This window comes from Kitasatospora purpeofusca, assembly GCF_042691725.1.
Taxonomy (GTDB): domain Bacteria; phylum Actinomycetota; class Actinomycetes; order Streptomycetales; family Streptomycetaceae; genus Kitasatospora; species Kitasatospora purpeofusca_B.
Window position 1 is genome coordinate 7,552,587 of sequence record NZ_CP170483.1, and the last position, 17,104, is coordinate 7,569,690.

Here is a 17,104-nt window from a genome sequence, read left to right on the forward strand (position 1 = left end):
TGTGCTAGGAGACTATCGGATCACCGGGCGGCGTGCCAGCGATATCGCGGCCGAGGTCGAGCGGGGCGTCAGCGCCGGCCACCTCGCCCCCGGGACGGCGCTGCCGCCGCTGCGCGACCTCGCCGCCGAACTCGGCGTCAACCCCAACACGGTGGCCGCCGCCTACCGCCTGCTCCGCGACCGCGGCGTGATCGAGACCGCCGGCCGCAAGGGCAGCCGGATCCGACCGCGCCCCGCCCACACCCCGCGCGACCAGATCCGGCTGCCGGTGCCGCCGCACGCCCGCGACCTCGCCGACGGCAACCCCGACCCGGCGCTGCTGCCCGACCTCACCGCGGCCCTCGCGGCCGCCGCCGAGGCCGCCCGCCGCGCCCCGGTCCGCTACGGCGACCCGGCCGCCGACCCCGGGCTGCTCGCCCTGGCCGGCGCGGCCTTCGCAGCCGACGGCCTGCCGTCCGGGCCGATCGCCGTCGCCTCCGGCTCGCTGGACACCATCGAGCGGATCCTGGCCACCCGGCTGCGCCCCGGCGACGCCGTCGCCGTCGAGGACCCGGGCTGGGGGAGCCTGCTCGACCTGCTGCCGGCGCTCGGCCTGCGCACCCTGCCGGTCCGGCTCGACGACGCCGGCCCGCTGCCCGGGGCGCTCGCCGAGGCCCTGGACGCCGGCGCGCGGGCGGTGGTCGTCACCAGCCGGGCGCAGAACCCGACCGGCGCCGCGCTCACCGCCGGGCGGGCCGCGGAGCTGCGCGCCGTGCTGGCCGACCACCCGGAGGTGCTGCTGATCGAGGACGACCACGGCCAGGGCATCGTCGACCAGCCCTACCATCCGCTGGCCGGCGCGGGGTCGACGCACTGGGCCGTGGTGCGCTCGGCGGCCAAGGCGTACGGGCCGGACCTGCGGCTGTCGGTCGCGGTCGGGGACGCGGACACCGTCGGCCGGGTGCTCGGGCGCCAGCGGCTGGGGGCCGGCTGGGTCAGCCACCTGCTCCAGCACACGGTGGCCGAGCTGTGGCGCGCCGACGCGGCGCCGGTCGAGCGGGTGGCCGCCGCCTACCGGGCGCGCCGGGAGGCGCTGATCGGCGCGCTGGCCGAACGGGGGATCGCGGCGCACGGGGCGAGCGGGCTGAACGTCTGGGTGCCGGTGGCGGACGAGGCCGTCGCGCTAGCCGCGCTGGTCCAGCGCGGCTGGGTCGCGGCGCCCGGCGCGCGCTACCGGTTGCAGTCGCCGCCCGGGCTGCGGATCACCGTCGCGCGGCTGGACCCGGCGGACGCCCGGCGGCTGGCCGGTGACCTCGCGGCGGTGCTGGGCGGGGCGGACGGGATCGCCGGGTCCGGCGCGGAGGGCACGGTGTCGCGGCTGATCTGACACCGGCCGCTCGGCGGGCACCGGCGACGGGCCGCCGCGCGGGTGCGCCCCTCCTCCCGTGACGCCCGGGAGGAGGGGTGTCCGCGGCCGGTCAGCCCTTGGCGAGCAGCGCCTGGGCGTGCTCCCTGACCTGGTCCTTCGTCAGATAGGCGTCGGTGTACTCGAAGTCCCGCAGCCGGGCGGGCTGGCGGGCGAGGAAGCCGGTCCGCACGAAGTCGTCGCCGGCGGTCGCGTTGAGCAGCCAGTTGGCGCCGACCCGGAACTTGGCCGCGTTGGTGCGCATCGCCATCAGGTGGTAGCCGCGCGCCACCAGCTGGGCCGGCACGCCGCGCAGCTCCACCCCGACCGGCTTGGAGACCGCGTCCTTGCCGCCGAGGTCCACGACCAGGCCCAGGTCCTTGTGGTAGTACGGCTCCAACGGCTGGTTGCGCAGCGCCGCGATCACGTTGCCGGCCACCGCCCGGCCCTGGCGGGCCGAGTGCTGGGCGGTCGGCGGGCAGACCGCGCCGTCGCCCTTGGAGAGGTCCGGCACGGCGGCGGCGTCGCCGAGCGCGAAGACGCCCTCGAACTGCGGCACCCGCATCTCCGCCGTCACCGCGATCCGCCCGCGTACCGTCTCGGCGTCCAGGGTGGCGATCAGCGGGCTCGCCGCGACGCCGGCCGTCCAGATCAGGGTCCGGCAGGGCAGCACCCGGCCGTCGGTGAACTTGACCGACTCGGCGCCGACCTCGGCCACCGAGACGCCCAGCGACACCTCGATGCCGCGCGCGCGCAGCACCTCCAGGGCGGCGGTGCCGAGGGCGTCGCCCAGTTCGGGCATCAGCTTGGGCGCGATGTCGATGAGGTGCCACTTGATCTGCCGGGCGTCCAGCCGCGGGAAGCGGTGGGCGGCCGCCGTGGTGAGCCGCTGCAGGCAGGCGGCGGTCTCGGTGCCCGCGTAGCCGCCGCCGACCACCACGAACTGCAACCGGGACTCGCGCTCCTTCTGGTCCGGGCTGGCCGAGGCGAGGTCCAGCTGGGCGATCACGTGGTCGCGGACGTAGGCCGCCTCGGCGAGCGTCTTCATGCCGCGCGCGTAGTCGGTCAGGCCGGGGATGTCGAAGGTGCGGGTGACGCTGCCGGGGGCCAGCACCAGGTAGTCGTACTTCTGCGCGACCACCTCGTCGGTGATCTTGCGCACCACGCAGACCTTGGAGACCGGGTCCACCCCGATCGCGCCGCCGGGGACGATGTGGGTGCGCCGCAGCGAGCGGCGCAGCGAGACGGCCACCGACTGGGGCGTGAGCACGCCGGCCGCCACGTGCGGCAGCAGCGGCAGATAGAGCTGGTAGCTGAACGGGGTGACCAGGGAGATCTCCGCCTCCGCGGGGGAGAGCTTGCGCTCCAGGCGGCGCGCGCACTCCAGTCCGGCGAAGCCGCCGCCCACGATCAGGATCCGGGCTCGTTCCATCGTGCGTCCCTCACAGTGCAGGTCGTTGCCTCACGGCGCAGCCGTCGTGCTGGGGGTCGTGGCCGTCGGGTGCCCCGACTACTGTCCGCCACACTCGCACGGAGCAGCCGGGCCTGCCACCGGGACGACCCGGGCGGGCGAGTGCGCCGAGCGTCACCCGCCCCGTGCATATGCCCGATAGGCTGTCCGGCGTGCTCCCCGAGGTGACGGCGGTCCGTTATGTGACGCCACTGCGAGAAGGCGGCTCGATGCCGGGCCTGGTCGAGGCCGACGACCGGCGGCTCTACGCGCTGAAGTGGGTCGGCGCGGCCCAGGGCCGCAAGGCGCTGGTCGCGGAGGTGCTGGCCGGCGAGCTCGGCCGGCGGCTCGGCCTGCCGGTGCCGGAGCTGGTGACCGTCGACCTGGACCCGGTGCTGGCCCGCAGCGAGCCGGACCCGCAGATCCAGGACCAGATGCGCGCCAGCGGCGGGCTCAACCTGGGCATGGCCTTCGTCAGCGGCGCGCTCAACTTCGACCCGCTCTGCTTCGACGTGGACGCCGGGCTGGCCGGGCAGGTGCTCTGGTTCGACGCGCTGATCGGCAACGTCGACCGCTCCTGGCGCAACCCCAACCTGCTGGTCGCCACGGGCGGCCTGCGGCTGATCGACCACGGCGCGAGCCTGATCTTCCACCACCACTGGGCGGGAGCCGCCGGCTGGACCCGCCGTCCGTACGACGCCTCCGACCACGCGCTGCTGGGCGCGGAGCCGGACCTGCTCGCGGCCGACAAGGCGCTCGCCCCGCTGGCGGAGGCCGCGATCGAGGAGGCGGTGGCGCAGATCCCGGACGTCTGGCTGGCGGACGAGCCCGGGTTCGACTCGCCCGGGGCGGTGCGCGAGGCGTACCGGGCCCGGTTGACCGCGCGACTGGCCGGTCCGCGCGACTGGCTGCCGGAGGTGTCCGCATGACCGACTCCCGACTGTCCGGCCCGTTGGACCACGGGCTGTCCGAGTCGCGGCTGGCCGATTCCGGGTTCGGCGATTCCGGGTTCGGTGGTGCCGGGTTCGGTGGTGCCGGGCCGTCCGATGCGGGCTTCTCGGAGCTCCGGGCCCCCGGGCCGGCGCGGTCGCCGGTGTCCGCCCGGGCCGAGCTGCACGACTACGAGTACGCGGTGATCCGGGCGGTGCCCCGGGTGGAGCGCGGCGAGTGCGTCAACGTGGGCGTGCTGCTGTACTGCCGGCAGAGCTCCCACCTGGCCGCGCGGACCCACCTGGACCAGGCGCGGCTGCTGGCGCTGGACCCGGTCGCCGACGTGGCCGCGGTGCGGCGGGCGCTGCAGGGGATCGAGGCGGTCTGCGCGGGCGGTCCGCAGGCCGGTCCGGCCGCGGCGGACAGCCCGGGGCAGCGGTTCCGCTGGGTCACCGCGCCGCGCAGCGCGGTGGTGCAGCCGGGACCGGTGCACACCGGGCTGACCGCCGATCCGGAGACGGAGCTGCGGCGGTTGTTCGACCAGCTGGTGCTCTGAGCGGACGGCTTGCCGGTCCGGCGGTTTGGCCGCCGGACCTTTGCCGTGCTCAAATCTTGAGTTACTGAAGCAGTCGGTCGTAGGCTGACCTCATGGGTTCGACGACGACCACGACCGTACCGACCAACGCCCAGCTGATGGAGGCGCTGGCCGCCGTCGGCAGTGCGTACTTCCAGGACTTCGCGGCCGCCGCGGCCCGGCACGGTCTCTCCTCCTCGCAGGCCAAGGCGCTCGGCGCCGTCCAGGAGCCGGTGCCGATGCGCGCGCTGGCCGGGCGGCTCGGCTGCGACGCCTCCAACGTGACCGGGATCGTCGACCGGCTGGAGGCGCTGGGCCTGGCCCGCCGGGAGGCCTCGGCGGGCGACCGGCGGGTCAAGATCGTGGTCATCAGCGAGCAGGGCCGGGAGATCCTGGCGCTGATCCGCGGTGAGATGGCCCGCACCCACCAGGCCTTCGAGCGTCTGAGCGGCGAGCAGCGCGCGGCGCTGCACTCGATCTGCGTCCAGGTCCTCCCGGTGCTCAGCGGGCGTACCGCCTAGCCGTCGGCCGGCTGCGCCGACTGCGCTGTCAGGGCCGCCGCGAGGACGGGCGGCAGCGGGGTGTGGTGGAGCAGGGTGAGGCGCTTGGTCGCGCGGGTGAGGGCGACGTAGAGGTCCGGCGCGCCCTGGGCGAGCAGGGCGGCGGGGTCGACCAGGACGACCGCGTCGAACTCCAGGCCCTTGGCCGCCCGGACGGTCAGCGCCCCCAGGGCGGCGGCGTCGGCGTCCGGGGCGATCACCCCGAGGGTGCCGGGGCCGGTGGGCAGGGCGGCCAGGGCCGCGGCGTAGCCGCCGTCCGGGACGGACAGGACGCGCGGGCGCTCGGCGGTCTCCCGGACGGCCTCGGGAGGTTCCTGGCCGGGCGCGTGGGCGCGCAGCACCGCCGCCGCCGGCGCCATGATCGCGGCGGGGGTGCGGTAGTTGACGGTGAGCCGCTCCTCGCGCCAGCGGCCCGGCAGTTCGCGGTCCAGCACCTCCGCCCAGGACGACCGGGCCCCGGCCGGCGAGGCACTCTGGGCGAGGTCGCCGACGATGGTCAGCGAGCGGGTCGGCACCCGGCGCAGCACGGCGCGCCAGGCCATCGCGGACAGCTCCTGCGCCTCGTCGACCACCACGTGCCCGTACGCCCACTCGCGGTCCTCGGCGGCGCGTTCGGCGGTGGTGCGGTCCGGGCCGGTGTCGCGGAACCGTTCGGCGAGCAGCCCGGCGTCCAGGGTGGCGTCGTTCTGCTGGCCGGTGACGGTGAGCACGCCCTCGGCGTAGGCGCGTTCCTCCTCCAGCGTCCGTTCGGCGGCGCGGGAGCGGGCCCGGGCCGCGGTGCCGTCCTCGCCGAGGAGTTCCGCCGCCTCGTCGAGCAGCGGGACGTCCCCGGTGGTCCACGGCGCGCCGGCCGGGCGCAGGACGGCGGCGCGTTCGGCGGGGGAGAGGCCGGGGGCCGCCAGGGCCAGCAGGGCGGGGTCGCCGAGCAGCCGGTCGATCAGCCGCCGGGGCGTCAGGACGGGCCACAGGGCGTCGAGTGCGGCGCGGATCCCGGGCTGCGCCCAGAGTTCGCGCGGTGCGTAGCGGGCCTCCTCCTCGTCGTACGGGCGGCCGAGGGAGAGCGCCTGCGCCACCGCGAGGGCGTCGAGCAGGGTGCGCAGGAAGAACGTGCGGGCCCGGTTGTGGGGCAGGTGCAGGCCGCGCGCGGCCCGCCGGGCCTCGGCGCAGACCCGGCGGGGCAGTCGCAGGCCCTCGCCGAGCAGCAGGTCGCCCGCGGGCAGCGACTGGTGGGTCTCGACGGCGCGCCGGACCGCGTCCGCCATCCACGGCCCGCCCTTGACCACCGCGGCGGCCGGCGTGTCCTCGGCGGTGGCCCGGACGCCGGGGAACAGTTCGCCGACGGTGCGCAGCACCACCTCGGTCTCGCCGAGCGCGGGCAGCACCTGGTCGATGTAGCGCAGGAACGCCGGGTTGGGGCCGAGGATCAGGACGCCGCGCCGTTCCAGCACCGCGCGGTGGGTGTACAGCAGGTAGGCGGCGCGGTGCAGGGCGGTGACGGTCTTGCCGGTGCCCGGGCCGCCCTGGACGACCAGGGCGCCGGGCAGCGGGGCGCGGATCACCCGGTCCTGCTCGGCCTGGATGGTGGCGACGACGGTGGCCATCCGGCCGGTGCGCTCGCGGTCGAGGGCGGCCAGCAGCGCCGCCTCGCCGACCAGGCCGCGCCGGCCGCGCTCGTCCAGGCCGGCCAGGTCGAGTGCCTCGTCGTCCAGCCCGGTGAGGGTGCGGCCGCGGGTGTGCAGATGGCGGCGGCGGACCAACTCGCCCGGGTCGGCCGGGGTGGCGGTGTAGAACGGGCGGGCGGCCGGGGCGCGCCAGTCGACCAGCACCGGCTCGTAACTCTCGTCCAGTTCGTCGCGCAGGCCGGTCCGGCCGATGTAGCGGACGGTGCCGTCGCGGTGGTCGAGGCGGCCGAAGCAGAGGCCGCGCTCGACGGCGTCCAGCCGGGCGGCGCGGCGGGCGGCCTCGGCGGCGCGCAGTTCGCGCTCCAGCCGGGCCTGGTGGGTGCCGCCCGGGCCGGCTTCGCGGCCGGCCGCCGCGAGGGTCCGGCGGGCGCGCTCGCGGGCGGCGTCCAGGTGGGCGTAGAGGCCGGTCAGCCGGGCCTGTTCGGCGTGCAGCGCCTCGGCGAGGCGGTCGTCCGGGTCGGCCGGCCGGGCGGGATCCGCTGGAAATCCGTTCACAGGTGTGGTATCCTTGCGGTGAGGAGTTCGTAGGGCGCTTGGTGACGACTGCTCAAGTGCCCCAGCCTACCCGAGCCCGGGCCGTTCCGGCTGACCTCGGCTGTTAGGCTTGCGAAGCGTGAGCGCGAAGCCCCAGATCCCCAATGTCCTGGCCTCCCGGTACGCCTCGGCGACCCTGGCCCAGCTGTGGTCCCCCGAGCACAAGGTGGTCCTCGAGCGCCACCTGTGGCTCGCCGTCCTGAAGGCCCAGCAGGACCTCGGTGTCGAGGTGCCCGCCACCGCCGTCGCCGACTACGAGCGGGTCGTCGACCAGGTCGACCTCGGTTCCATCGCCGCCCGTGAGCGGGTCACCCGGCACGACGTCAAGGCCCGGATCGAGGAGTTCAGCGAACTCGCCGGCCACGAGCAGATCCACAAGGGCATGACCTCCCGGGACCTGACCGAGAACGTCGAGCAGCTGCAGATCCGGCAGTCGCTGGAGCACGTGCGCGACCGCACCGTCGCCGTGCTGGTCCGCCTGGGCCGGCTCTCCGCCGAGCACGCCGAGCTGGTCATGGCCGGCCGCTCGCACAACGTGGCCGCGCAGGCCACCACCCTGGGCAAGCGCTTCGCGTCGATCACCGACGAGCTGCTGGTCGCCTTCCGCCGCCTGGAGGAGCTGATCGCCCGCTACCCGCTGCGCGGGATCAAGGGCCCGGTCGGCACCGCCCAGGACATGCTCGACCTGCTCGGCGGCGACACCGACCGGCTCGCCGAGCTGGAGCGCCGGGTCGCCGCGCACCTCGGCTTCGAGAACGTGTTCACCAGCGTCGGCCAGGTCTACCCGCGCTCGCTGGACTTCGAGGTGCTGACCGCCCTCGTCCAGCTGGCCGCCGCGCCGTCCAGCCTGGCCAAGACGATCCGGCTGATGGCCGGCCACGAGCTGGTGACCGAGGGCTTCAAGGAGGGCCAGGTCGGCTCCTCGGCGATGCCGCACAAGATGAACACCCGTTCCTGCGAGCGGGTCAACGGCCTGGCCGTGATCCTGCGCGGCTACGCGTCGATGACCGGCGAGCTGGCCGGCGACCAGTGGAACGAGGGCGACGTCTCCTGCTCGGTGGTCCGCCGGGTCGCGCTGCCGGACGCCTTCTTCGCCTTCGACGGCCTGCTGGAGACCTTCCTGACCGTCCTCGACGAGTTCGGCGCCTTCCCGGCCGTGATCGAGGCCGAACTGGACCGCTACCTGCCGTTCCTGGCCACCACCAAGGTGCTGATGGGCGCGGTGCGCGCGGGCGTCGGCCGGGAGACCGGGCACGAGGTCATCAAGGAGCACGCCGTCGCCTCCGCGCTCGCGATGCGGGCCGGTGCCCGGGAGAACGAGCTGCTGGACCGGCTGGCCGGCGACGACCGGATCCCGCTGGACCGGGCCGCGCTGGACGCGCTGCTGGCCGACCGGCTCTCCTTCACCGGTGCGGCCGGCGCGCAGGTCGCCGAGGTCGTCCGCCAGGTCGAGGCCGTCGCGGCCGCGTACCCGGAGGCCGCCAAGTACGCCCCCGGCGACATCCTCTGACATACCGCCGCCCGCCCCTTCGGTTCGGGGCGGGCGGCGCCGCCGACCGTCGGCGCCGGGTCCGAGCGCCCCGGAGCCGAGCGGGCGAACAGCGGCCCCGTCGCCGGTCAGGCGGCGGGGCCCTCGCCGTGTTCCGCCGGGACGGCGGCCGGGTGGCCGGGGTCGAGCGGCGGGCCGTTGGTGGCGCAGGCGTAGCGGCAGTCCGGCTCGGCCACCGGGTGCTCGTCCTCCGGGGCCAGCACATTGCCGTGCACGGTGGCCAGCGCGATCAGCCCGCCGGCCACCAGTAGCCCGGCGCAGATCAGCATCGAGGTGCGGAAGGCGGAGTCGACCGCGTCCGGCACCCGGTAGGCGTCCCCGCTCAGGCCGGCCAGCGCGGGCAGCGCGGCGACCGCCAGCAGCCCGGCCGCCCGGGCCGCGGCGTTGTTGACCCCGCTGGCGATGCCCGCGTGCCGCACGGCCACCGCCGCCAGCACGGTGGCGGTCAGCGGGGCGACCAGCAGCACCATGCCGAAGCCCATCACCGCGGCGGCGGGCAGCACGTCCGTCCAGTAGGAGGCGTCCGGGCCGATCCGCAGCATCAGCAGCACGCCCGCCGCGCAGAGCAGCGGGCCGACGGTGAGCGGCAGCCGGGGGCCGATCCGCTTGCCCAGCCGGCCGGCCCGGGCGGACAGCACCAGCATGATCACCGTGATCGGCACCAGGGCCAGCCCGGAGACCAGCGGGGAGAAGCCGGAGACGATCTGCAGCTGCACGACCAGGAGGAAGAAGACCCCGCTGAACGCCGCGTAGACGGCGAGGGTGACCAGGTTCACGGCGGTGAACAGCCGGGATGAGAAGAGGCCGAGCGGCAGCATCGGCTCCGGGGTACGGCGCTCGACGGTGATGAAGGCGGCGCCCAGCAGCAGGCCCGCCACCCCGGTGACCCAGACCGCGGGGGACAGGCCCTTTCCGGCGGCGGTCAGCGCATAGGTGACGGCGCCCAGCGCCAGGGCGGCCAGCACCGCGCCGAGCACGTCGAAGCGGCCGGTCGCCGACTCGTCCCGGGTCTCCGGCACGTGCCGGACGGACACCGCCACCACCAGCGCCGCCAGCGGCAGGTTCAGCAGGAAGATCCAGCGCCAGCCGGGGCCGTCCACCAGCCAGCCGCCGAGCAGCGGGCCCACCGCCGCGGACATCCCGCCGAAGCCCGACCAGAGGCCGACGGCCGCCGAGCGGTCCTCCGGGTGGAAGACCGCCTGGAGCATCGCCAGCGAGCCGGGGGTGAGCAGCGCCCCGCCGACGCCCTGCACGGCGCGCGCGAGGACCAGCACCTCGATGGTGGGCGCGGCGGCGCAGGCGGCGGAGGAGGCGGCGAACCAGACCACACCGAGCAGGAAGACCCGGCGCCGGCCGTACCGGTCGCCGAGCGCGCCGCCGAGCAGGATCAGGCCCGCCAGGGTGAGCAGATAGGCGTTGAGCGTCCATTGCAGGGCGTCGAGTTGGGCGCCGAGGTCGGCGCCGATCCGGGGCAGCGCGACGTTCACGACGGTTCCGTCGAGCATCGCCATGCTGGAGCCGAGCACCGTCGCCAGAAGTACCCAGCGACCCTGCGCGGTGCCCAACCGCAGGGTGCCGGCCTCGGAGGTGGCCACGGCTCATGGTCCGTCCCACGGGTCGACGTGACAAGGGTCACCGGGGGCGTGTCGGGGAATGTCCATTCCGTGAGTGATCGTATGCGTACTGATTCCGACATCGGCGCAGGGTTGCGGATCACATGCGCACCGTCAATGGAGTGTGTACGTACTGTGCATGCCTTCCCTGCGGAGCGTCACGGCAATGCGGACTTTGGTCCCGGGGCGCGGAGATCGACATTGCTTCACCCGAACGGATGAGTTTTAGTTCAGCGACCGCCCGGCGTCAGCCCGGGTGGCCACCGGGTGGAACGCCTAGTCCTGCCGCTGCCCGGTGGTACGCAACGAACTCTGTACGGCAGGAGCGGGGGACCCACAGGTAAGTCGCCGGACCCGGATTTCTCGCGGTCCGGCTTGGGGTGAAGCCGCCATTGTGTGCGGCCGGGCAACTCCAGCCCGAACCCGACAGCTCACCTCGCAGGCGTCGGAGAGGACATTTTCCATGCCCGCACAGGCTCGTCGTATCGCCCTGCCCCGCGCCGCCCGCATCGGCATCGCCACCGCTGTCACCGGTGCCGCCTTCGCCCTCCCGCTGGTGACCACCGTCACCGCCCAGGCCCACGAGGTCCCGGCCGCGAAGGCCGCCGCTCCGGCCGCCGCCCCGGCCGCGCAGGCCCCCCAGGCCGCCCCGGCCGCCGCCCCGGCCGCTTCGGCCGAGGAGAGCTACAAGGTCGTCGGCGGGGACACCCTGTCGAAGATCGCCGCCGCGAAGAACGTCGACGGTGGCTGGCAGGCGCTGTACGAGCACAACCGCTCGGTCGTCGGCGCCAACCCGAACCTGATCTTCCCGGGCCAGCAGCTCGCGCTCGGCACCAAGGCCGCTCCGGCCGCTCCGGCCGCCAAGCCCGCCGCGCCCGCCACCAAGTCGGCCGCCCCGGCCGCCAAGCCCGCGGCCCCGGCGACCAAGCCCGCGGCCCCGGCCACCCAGCCGGCCACCCTGGCCGTCAAGCCGGCCGTCCAGCCCGTCGCCGCCCCGGTGACCGCGACCCCGGTCGTCGCCGCCACCTCCGGCTACGTCGCCCCCGTGGCCAACCCGAAGCTCGGCACCGCCTACGGCGTGGCCGGCTCGATGTGGTCCTCCGGCCACCACACCGGCGCCGACTTCGTCGCCTCCACCGGTACCCCGCTGCGCGCCATCGCGAACGGCACCGTGGTGAAGGCCGGCAACGGCGGCGCCTACGGCAACGAGGTCGAGATCAAGCTCGCCGACGGCAAGTACGCCCAGTACGCGCACCTGTCCTCGATCGGCGTCAAGATCGGCCAGACCGTCACCGTCGGCCAGCAGATCGGCCTCTCCGGTGCCACCGGCAACGTGACCGGCCCGCACCTGCACTTCGAGGTCCGCACCGGCTCGGAGTACGGCTCGGACATCAACCCGATCGCCTACCTGCGGGCGCACGGCGTCGCGATCTGACCCTCCGGTCGGATCATTTCCGCCACCACTGGGTGCGGGGCGAAACGACTCGCCCGGAATGGTCATGTCGGGTGACCGCTCGACCGGGTGATCGCCGCACGTCCAGTGGATCGACGGGCGCGGGACACGCCCGTCCGGCCGGCCCGGCTCGCGAGACCTCTCTCGCGAGCCGGGCCGGCCGTCGTCGTCCACCGTGGTCCCGCCGTCGCCCACCGTCCTGCGCGGTCGAACGGGACGGCTCCCGCTCGAACACGGCGTCAACCCGGCGGTGGTGACGCCGGGTCGCCTCTCGTTGCGGCCCCCGCGCCGCGCCCCGATGCTGGCGGGCAGTCATCGCCCGGCCGGACCGGCGGGCGGCACAGCCACGGCGGGTGAAGGGGGCCGGATGGCCATCCAGCGCGGGGACGCGGTCGAGGACGCGGGGCGGTGGCCGGGGGCGGGAGTGGACCGGCTGAAGGCGGACTCGGTCGGTCTGCCGGGCGTGGTGTTCATGGCGGTCGCCACGGCGGCGCCGATCACCGCGATGACCGGCAACCTCCCGATCGTCATCGGCCAGGGCAACGGCGCCGGCGCGCCCGCCGCGTACGTCTTCGCGACCCTGGTGCTCACCGTCTTCTCGGTCGGCTACGTGGCGATGGCCCGTCACATCACCGCGGCCGGGGCGTTCTACGGCTACATCTCGCACGGGCTGGGCCGGGTCCTCGGGATGGCCTCGGGGCTGCTGGCCCTGCTCGCCTACATCGTCTTCGAGGCCGCGGTCGTCGGCTTCTTCGCGTACGCGCTGCGCGGGCTGGTCGCGGCGCAGCTGGGGGTGGAGCTGCCCTGGGGCTGGTACGCGGCGCTCGGGCTGCTGGTGATCGCGGTGATGGCCTGGTTCGACCTGCACCTGACCGCGCGGGTGCTCGGGGTGGCGCTGGTGCTGGAGGTCACCGTGCTGGGCGCCGTCGCGCTGGCGGTGCTGTTCACCGGTGGCGGGCCGGACGGGATCGTCGGGGAGTCGCTCGATCCGCTGAACGCCTTCCGCGGCGTGGACGGGACGGGGACGGGCGGTGCCGGGCTGGGGCTGTTCTTCGCGTTCTGCTCCTGGGTCGGCTTCGAGTCCACGGCGATGTACGGCGAGGAGTCCCGGGACCCGAAGCGGGTGGTGCCGAGGGCGACGCTGATCTCGGTGGTCGGGGTCGGGGTGTTCTACGTCCTCGTCTCCTGGATGATCGTCTCCGGCAACGGCGTGCGGCGCGCGGTCGACGTGGCCAACGGCCTGGTCCCCGGCAAGGGCGGCAACAGCCTGTTCTTCGATCCGCTCGGCGCGCACCTCGGCGGCTGGGCGGTCACGGTGTTCCAGTGGCTGGTGGTGAGCGGTTCCTTCGCCTGCGCGATGGCCTTCCACCAGTGCGCGGCCCGGTACCTGTACGCGATCGGGCGCGAGGGCTTCATCCACCCCGCGCTCGGGCGCACCCACCCGCGGCACGGATCGCCGCACGTCGCCTCGCTGGTCCAGTCGGTGATCGCGGCGGCGCTGGTGGCCGGGTTCCTGGCGGCCGGGATGGACCCGTACGCGCACCTCTACACACTGCTGGCGCTGCTCGGGACGATGGCGATCCTGATCGTGCAGACGCTCTGCTCGTTCGCGGTGGTCGGCTGGTTCCACGTGCAGGGGCGGCATCCGGGGACCCGGCACTGGTTCCGGACGCTGGTCGCGCCGCTGGCCGGCGGGGTGGCGATGGCGGGGGTGGTGGCCCTGCTGGTGGTCAACAAGGACGCCGCCGCCGGGGCGGCCGCCGGCACGCTGCTCTTCCGGCTGATCCCGTACCTGGTGATCGGCACCTTCCTGGGCGGGATCGGGCTGGCCCTGTGGATGCGCGCCCGCCGCCCGGACCGGTACGCCCGGATGGGGCGGATCGTCCTGGAGGACGCGGCGGAGCGCTCCGAGGAGGCTGCCCCGGTGGGGACATGACGGTGCGTCGGGCGGCGGTATCTCAGGAGTGCCGGGCGGGCAGCACCTGCTCGGCGGCGGCCACCAGTTGGTGCACCCGGTGGCCGAACTCGTCGGCGTCGCGGGCCGGTTCGGGGAAGACCAGGCGGACGTCCCGGTGGCCGTGCGGGTGGTCCAGGCGGAGCACCAGGCCGTACCGGTCCAGGGCGAGCGGCCGGACGGCCGGGTGCGCGGCGAGCAGCGCCGGGTCGATCAGGCGGGTGAGCACGGCGAGCGCGTCCGGGTGGCCGTCGGCCAGGTGGGTGAGCAGGCCGGCCTCGTAGCGGGCCAGCGGGTCGGGGGCGGCGGCCGCGAGGTCGGCGCCGGTGATCGCGGTGGTGCCGTACGGGGTGGAGAGCACCGCGTGGGCGACGTCCAGGCGGAGGTGGACGCTGAGGCCGTCGTCGGCGAGGTGGGCGAGGTGGAGCCGGCCGGCCAGGGTGAGGCGGCCGCGGACCCGGTCGCGGACGGCCACCGGGGCGATGTCGGTGAGGTCGAGCACGACGGCGAGGCCGTCCTGCTCGCGGGCGGCGGCGACGGTCAGCGGGGCGTCGAGCGGGGCGCGCAGCCGCAGCCGGGAGCCGTGCACCGAGACGGCGGTGGTGAGTTCATGGTGCTCGCCGCAGGCCCGGAGGACCACCGAGGAGGTGGCGGTGAGCAGGCTGCCGATCCGCTCGGCGGCGCTCGGCTCGGCGACCTCGGTCTCGGGGGCCTCGGGGGTCGCGGCGGTTGCGGCGGTCTCGGCGTCGAGGGGGTGCGGGCTCATGGGTGCGGGACCTCCGGCTGGCTGCCTGCCTGTTGGTTAGGTGAGCCTAACCTAACGATTCGGAGGGAGGCGGGCAAGGCGCCGGGTGGGCGGATGCGCGAAGGGCCCGGACGCGAGGTCCGGGCCCTTCGGTCGCGCCGGTGAGGTCAGCCGACGACGGCCTGGGCGTCGATCTCCACCAGCATCGGCTCCTGCGGCAGCTCGACGAAGATCGTGGTGCGGCACGGCTTCACACCGCCCGGCTTGATGTTCTCGTCGATGAACTCGGCGTAGACCTCGTTCATCAGCGGGAAGTCGGCGCGCTTGGTGAGGTACACCCGGAACATCACGACGTCCTCGACGGTGGCGCCGCCCGCCTCGACGATCGCCTTGACGTTCTCCAGGGTGCGGCGGGTCTGCGCCTTCACGTCGCCGTGGTGCAGGTACTCGCCGGTGGCCGGGTCCTGCGGGCCCTGGCCGGAGACCTGGAGGATCGGGCCCTTGCGGACGCCCTGGGAGAACATCCAGGCCGGGGCGGGGGCGCCGTCGGTGCGGATCTCGGTCTTGTCGCTCATGCGTGTGTGTTCGCTTCCTCGGTGGGGTGCGGTCGGGGTGGTGCGGTCGGTCGGGGTGGTGACGGTCGGATCAGGGGTGGTTCGGGGCCTGGCCGCAGTCGGCCGAGACCGCCCGGGTGGTGGCGAGCAGCTGCGGCAGCAGCTCCAGCACCTGCTCGTACGGGAGCACGACGTCCGGGACGGAGATCGAGGCGGCGGCGACCACCCGGCCGCTGGCGTCCCGGATCGGCGCGGCCACGCAGTTGATGAAGGCCTCGTGCTCGGCGTGGTCCTGCGCCCAGCCCTGGGCGGCGACCTTCTCCAGCTCCGCGAGCAGCGCCTCGGGCGTGGCCAGGGTGCGGGGGGTGTGCGGGACGAAGTCGATACCGGCGACCACCCGGCGCCGCTCCGGCGCGGGCAGGTCGGCGAGCAGCACCTTGGAGACGGCGGCGCTGTGCAGGGCGGCGCGCAGGCCGATCCGCGAGTACATCCGCACCGGGTGGCGGGAGTCGTACTTGTCGATGTACACGACCTCGCCGCCCTCGTACGCGGCCAGGTGCACGGTCTGGCCGGTGGCGGCGTTCAGCTCGGCGAGGTGAGGGGCGGCGATCCGGCGCACCCCGCGCTGTTCCAGGGCCAGGCCGGAGAGGGCGAACAAGCCGGCTCCCAGGTGGTAGCGGTAGCCGGCGTCCCGGTAGACGAATCGTTCCTCCTCGAGGGACTGGAGCAGCCGCAGCACGGTCGTCTTGTGCACGCCGAGCACCTCGGCCAGCTGGTCCAGGGAACGCTCGCCCTCGCCGAGTTCGGCGAGGATGCGCAGGGCGCGGGTGACGGTCTGGCTCATGGCTCTCCAAGGGCCGGGGCGGCGGCCGGTCGAGGGTCGGCGGCACCGCCCCCGGCGGCGGTCTCCGTGGTGTGCGCGGGGGCGGTCGGTGCGGACAGGACAGGAGACACGATGCCATCCGCCGAGACCCGGGTGGCCGCCCAGTCCTCGGGCGAGGCGTCGAGCAGGGCGGCGACCACCGCGGCGGGCGGCAGCTCGGCCTGGTCGCCGTGCGCGGTCAGCGCGCAGGCCGCGCTCAGGTGGCCCAGCCGCAGCCGGCGCCGCTGGTCGAGGCCGCGGACGGTGCCGGCCAGGTAGCCGGCGGCGAACGCGTCGCCCGCGCCGGTCGCCTCGACCACCTCGACGGCCAGCGCCGGTTCGCAGACGGCGGTGCCGTCGCGCTCGACCGCGGTGACCAGCCGGGCGGCGTCCTTGACCACCAGGGTGGCGGGGGAGGGGAAGCGCCGGCGCAGCGTGAGCGGGTCGCCGGTGCCGAAGGCCGTCTCGGCCTCGTCGGCGCCGAGCAGCAGCAGATCGGCGGCGTCCAGCAGCGGCGGCAGGACCGAGGGGTCGCGCTCGCGCCAGAGCGCGGGGCGCCAGTTGAGGTCGAAGCTGACCAGCCGGCCGGGGCGGCGGTCGGCGAGCAGGGCGCGGAGCAGGGCGAGGCAGTCGTCGGACAGGGCCGCGGTGATGCCGGACAGGTGCAGCAGCCCGGCTCCGGCCAGCAGCCGGGCGGCGGCCGGATCGGCCAGCAGGGCGGGGGAGAGGGCGGCGGCGGCCGAGCCGCGCCGGTGGTAGTGCAGCCGGCTGCGGCCCGGGCCGAGGTCGTGGCGCTCGCCGGTGGCGCCGCCGACCTCCTTGAGGTAGAGGCCGGTCGGGCGGTGCGGGTCGACGGCGACCGCGGAGACGTCCACCCCCCGGGCGGTCAGCTCGCCGAGCAGGCGGCGGCCGAAGCCGTCGTCGCCCACCCGGCTGATCCAGGCGCTGGGCACCCCCAGGGCGGCCAGGGCGCCGGCCACGTTGGACTCGGCGCCGCCGACCGAGAGGCGGAAGCTCTCCACGGACTCCAGCGGTCCGGGCCGGTCGGGGAGGAGGACGGCCATCGACTCGCCCACGCAGACGGCCACCGGGGCGGTGCGCGGCGCGGGGGCGGGCTCCGGGGCGTCGACGGCGGATGCCGGGCCGGGGGCGAACGGGGCGGCCGCCGGACGGCCGGGCAGTGGGGTGCCCGGGCTCACGGCGGCGTCCTGGCGTGGCATCTGCTGGGCTCCTCGGAGTGCTGCGGCCGGCCGGGTGGGG

At 75.3% G+C, this 17,104-nt stretch carries 14 protein-coding genes and 1 riboswitch; of the genes, 7 read left to right on the top strand and 7 right to left on the bottom strand.

Annotated elements, in window-relative coordinates:
• The first annotated feature begins 1 nt into the window (after window position 1).
• Window positions 2–1,366: an aminotransferase class I/II-fold pyridoxal phosphate-dependent enzyme gene (locus ACFCLZ_RS32605; protein WP_380281475.1), complete on the top strand. Its 1,365-nt coding sequence runs from the start codon at window positions 2–4 to the stop codon at window positions 1,364–1,366.
• Window positions 1,367–1,457: 91 nt separating this feature from the next.
• Here the strand turns inward: ACFCLZ_RS32605 and ACFCLZ_RS32610 are convergent, their stop codons facing one another.
• Window positions 1,458–2,816 carry an NAD(P)/FAD-dependent oxidoreductase gene (locus ACFCLZ_RS32610; RefSeq protein ID WP_380281476.1) on the bottom strand — a complete coding sequence of 453 codons (1,359 nt, stop codon included), beginning with the start codon at window positions 2,814–2,816 and terminating at the stop codon, window positions 1,458–1,460.
• Window positions 2,817–3,007: 191 nt separating this feature from the next.
• Here ACFCLZ_RS32610 and ACFCLZ_RS32615 point away from each other — a divergent pair, with 191 nt between their 5' ends.
• The 3 genes from ACFCLZ_RS32615 to ACFCLZ_RS32625 all read left to right on the top strand — a co-directional run bounded on the left by ACFCLZ_RS32615 (window position 3,008) and on the right by ACFCLZ_RS32625 (window position 4,859).
• Complete coding sequence (locus ACFCLZ_RS32615; RefSeq protein ID WP_380281477.1) at window positions 3,008–3,763, top strand: HipA family kinase; 756 nt, start codon at window positions 3,008–3,010, stop codon at window positions 3,761–3,763.
• Window positions 3,764–3,927: 164 nt separating this feature from the next.
• Window positions 3,928–4,320, top strand: a complete 393-nt coding sequence (locus ACFCLZ_RS32620; protein ID WP_380286363.1) for a DUF3037 domain-containing protein — start codon at window positions 3,928–3,930, stop codon at window positions 4,318–4,320.
• Window positions 4,321–4,412: 92 nt separating this feature from the next.
• A complete protein-coding gene (locus tag ACFCLZ_RS32625; RefSeq protein WP_380281478.1) occupies window positions 4,413–4,859 on the top strand; it encodes a MarR family winged helix-turn-helix transcriptional regulator in 447 nt (148 codons plus the stop codon).
• Here ACFCLZ_RS32625 and ACFCLZ_RS32630 read toward each other — a convergent pair.
• Window positions 4,856–7,075 carry a HelD family protein gene (locus ACFCLZ_RS32630; protein WP_380281479.1) on the bottom strand — a complete coding sequence of 740 codons (2,220 nt, stop codon included), beginning with the start codon at window positions 7,073–7,075 and terminating at the stop codon, window positions 4,856–4,858. The two genes, ACFCLZ_RS32625 and ACFCLZ_RS32630, sit on opposite strands and share 4 nt — an antisense overlap.
• A gap of 118 nt (window positions 7,076–7,193) precedes the next feature.
• Between ACFCLZ_RS32630 and purB the strand changes: the two genes are divergently transcribed.
• Window positions 7,194–8,624 carry an adenylosuccinate lyase gene (gene purB / locus ACFCLZ_RS32635; RefSeq protein WP_380281480.1) on the top strand — a complete coding sequence of 477 codons (1,431 nt, stop codon included), beginning with the start codon at window positions 7,194–7,196 and terminating at the stop codon, window positions 8,622–8,624.
• Between the two features lie 107 nt (window positions 8,625–8,731).
• On the opposite strand, the gene ACFCLZ_RS32640 is transcribed toward purB, so the two are convergent.
• Window positions 8,732–10,258 (bottom strand): MFS transporter, encoded by a 1,527-nt coding sequence (locus ACFCLZ_RS32640; protein WP_380281481.1) that lies wholly within the window; start codon window positions 10,256–10,258, stop codon window positions 8,732–8,734.
• 311 nt (window positions 10,259–10,569) lie between these two features.
• Window positions 10,570–10,736: riboswitch (cyclic di-AMP (ydaO/yuaA leader) on the top strand.
• Between the two features lie 3 nt (window positions 10,737–10,739).
• Here ACFCLZ_RS32640 and ACFCLZ_RS32645 point away from each other — a divergent pair.
• Together ACFCLZ_RS32645 and ACFCLZ_RS32650 are read left to right on the top strand one after the other, a co-directional pair.
• Window positions 10,740–11,711: a peptidoglycan DD-metalloendopeptidase family protein gene (locus tag ACFCLZ_RS32645; RefSeq protein WP_380281482.1), complete on the top strand. Its 972-nt coding sequence runs from the start codon at window positions 10,740–10,742 to the stop codon at window positions 11,709–11,711.
• Window positions 11,712–12,096: 385 nt separating this feature from the next.
• Window positions 12,097–13,665 carry an APC family permease gene (locus ACFCLZ_RS32650; protein ID WP_380281483.1) on the top strand — a complete coding sequence of 523 codons (1,569 nt, stop codon included), beginning with the start codon at window positions 12,097–12,099 and terminating at the stop codon, window positions 13,663–13,665.
• 22 nt (window positions 13,666–13,687) lie between these two features.
• Here ACFCLZ_RS32650 and ACFCLZ_RS32655 read toward each other — a convergent pair whose 3' ends face one another.
• The 4 genes from ACFCLZ_RS32655 to ACFCLZ_RS32670 all read right to left on the bottom strand — a co-directional run bounded on the left by ACFCLZ_RS32655 (window position 13,688) and on the right by ACFCLZ_RS32670 (window position 17,064).
• A complete protein-coding gene (locus ACFCLZ_RS32655) occupies window positions 13,688–14,449 on the bottom strand; it encodes a DUF2470 domain-containing protein (protein WP_380281484.1) in 762 nt (253 codons plus the stop codon).
• Between the two features lie 146 nt (window positions 14,450–14,595).
• Window positions 14,596–15,003 carry a RidA family protein gene (locus tag ACFCLZ_RS32660; protein ID WP_380281485.1) on the bottom strand — a complete coding sequence of 136 codons (408 nt, stop codon included), beginning with the start codon at window positions 15,001–15,003 and terminating at the stop codon, window positions 14,596–14,598.
• Between the two features lie 70 nt (window positions 15,004–15,073).
• Entirely contained in the window at window positions 15,074–15,826 is a 753-nt protein-coding gene (locus ACFCLZ_RS32665; protein ID WP_380281486.1) for an IclR family transcriptional regulator, read from the bottom strand.
• Entirely contained in the window at window positions 15,823–17,064 is a 1,242-nt protein-coding gene (locus ACFCLZ_RS32670) for a sugar kinase (RefSeq protein WP_380281487.1), read from the bottom strand. The genes ACFCLZ_RS32665 and ACFCLZ_RS32670 overlap by 4 nt, the downstream gene beginning before the upstream one ends.
• Window positions 17,065–17,104: the final 40 nt, after the last annotated feature.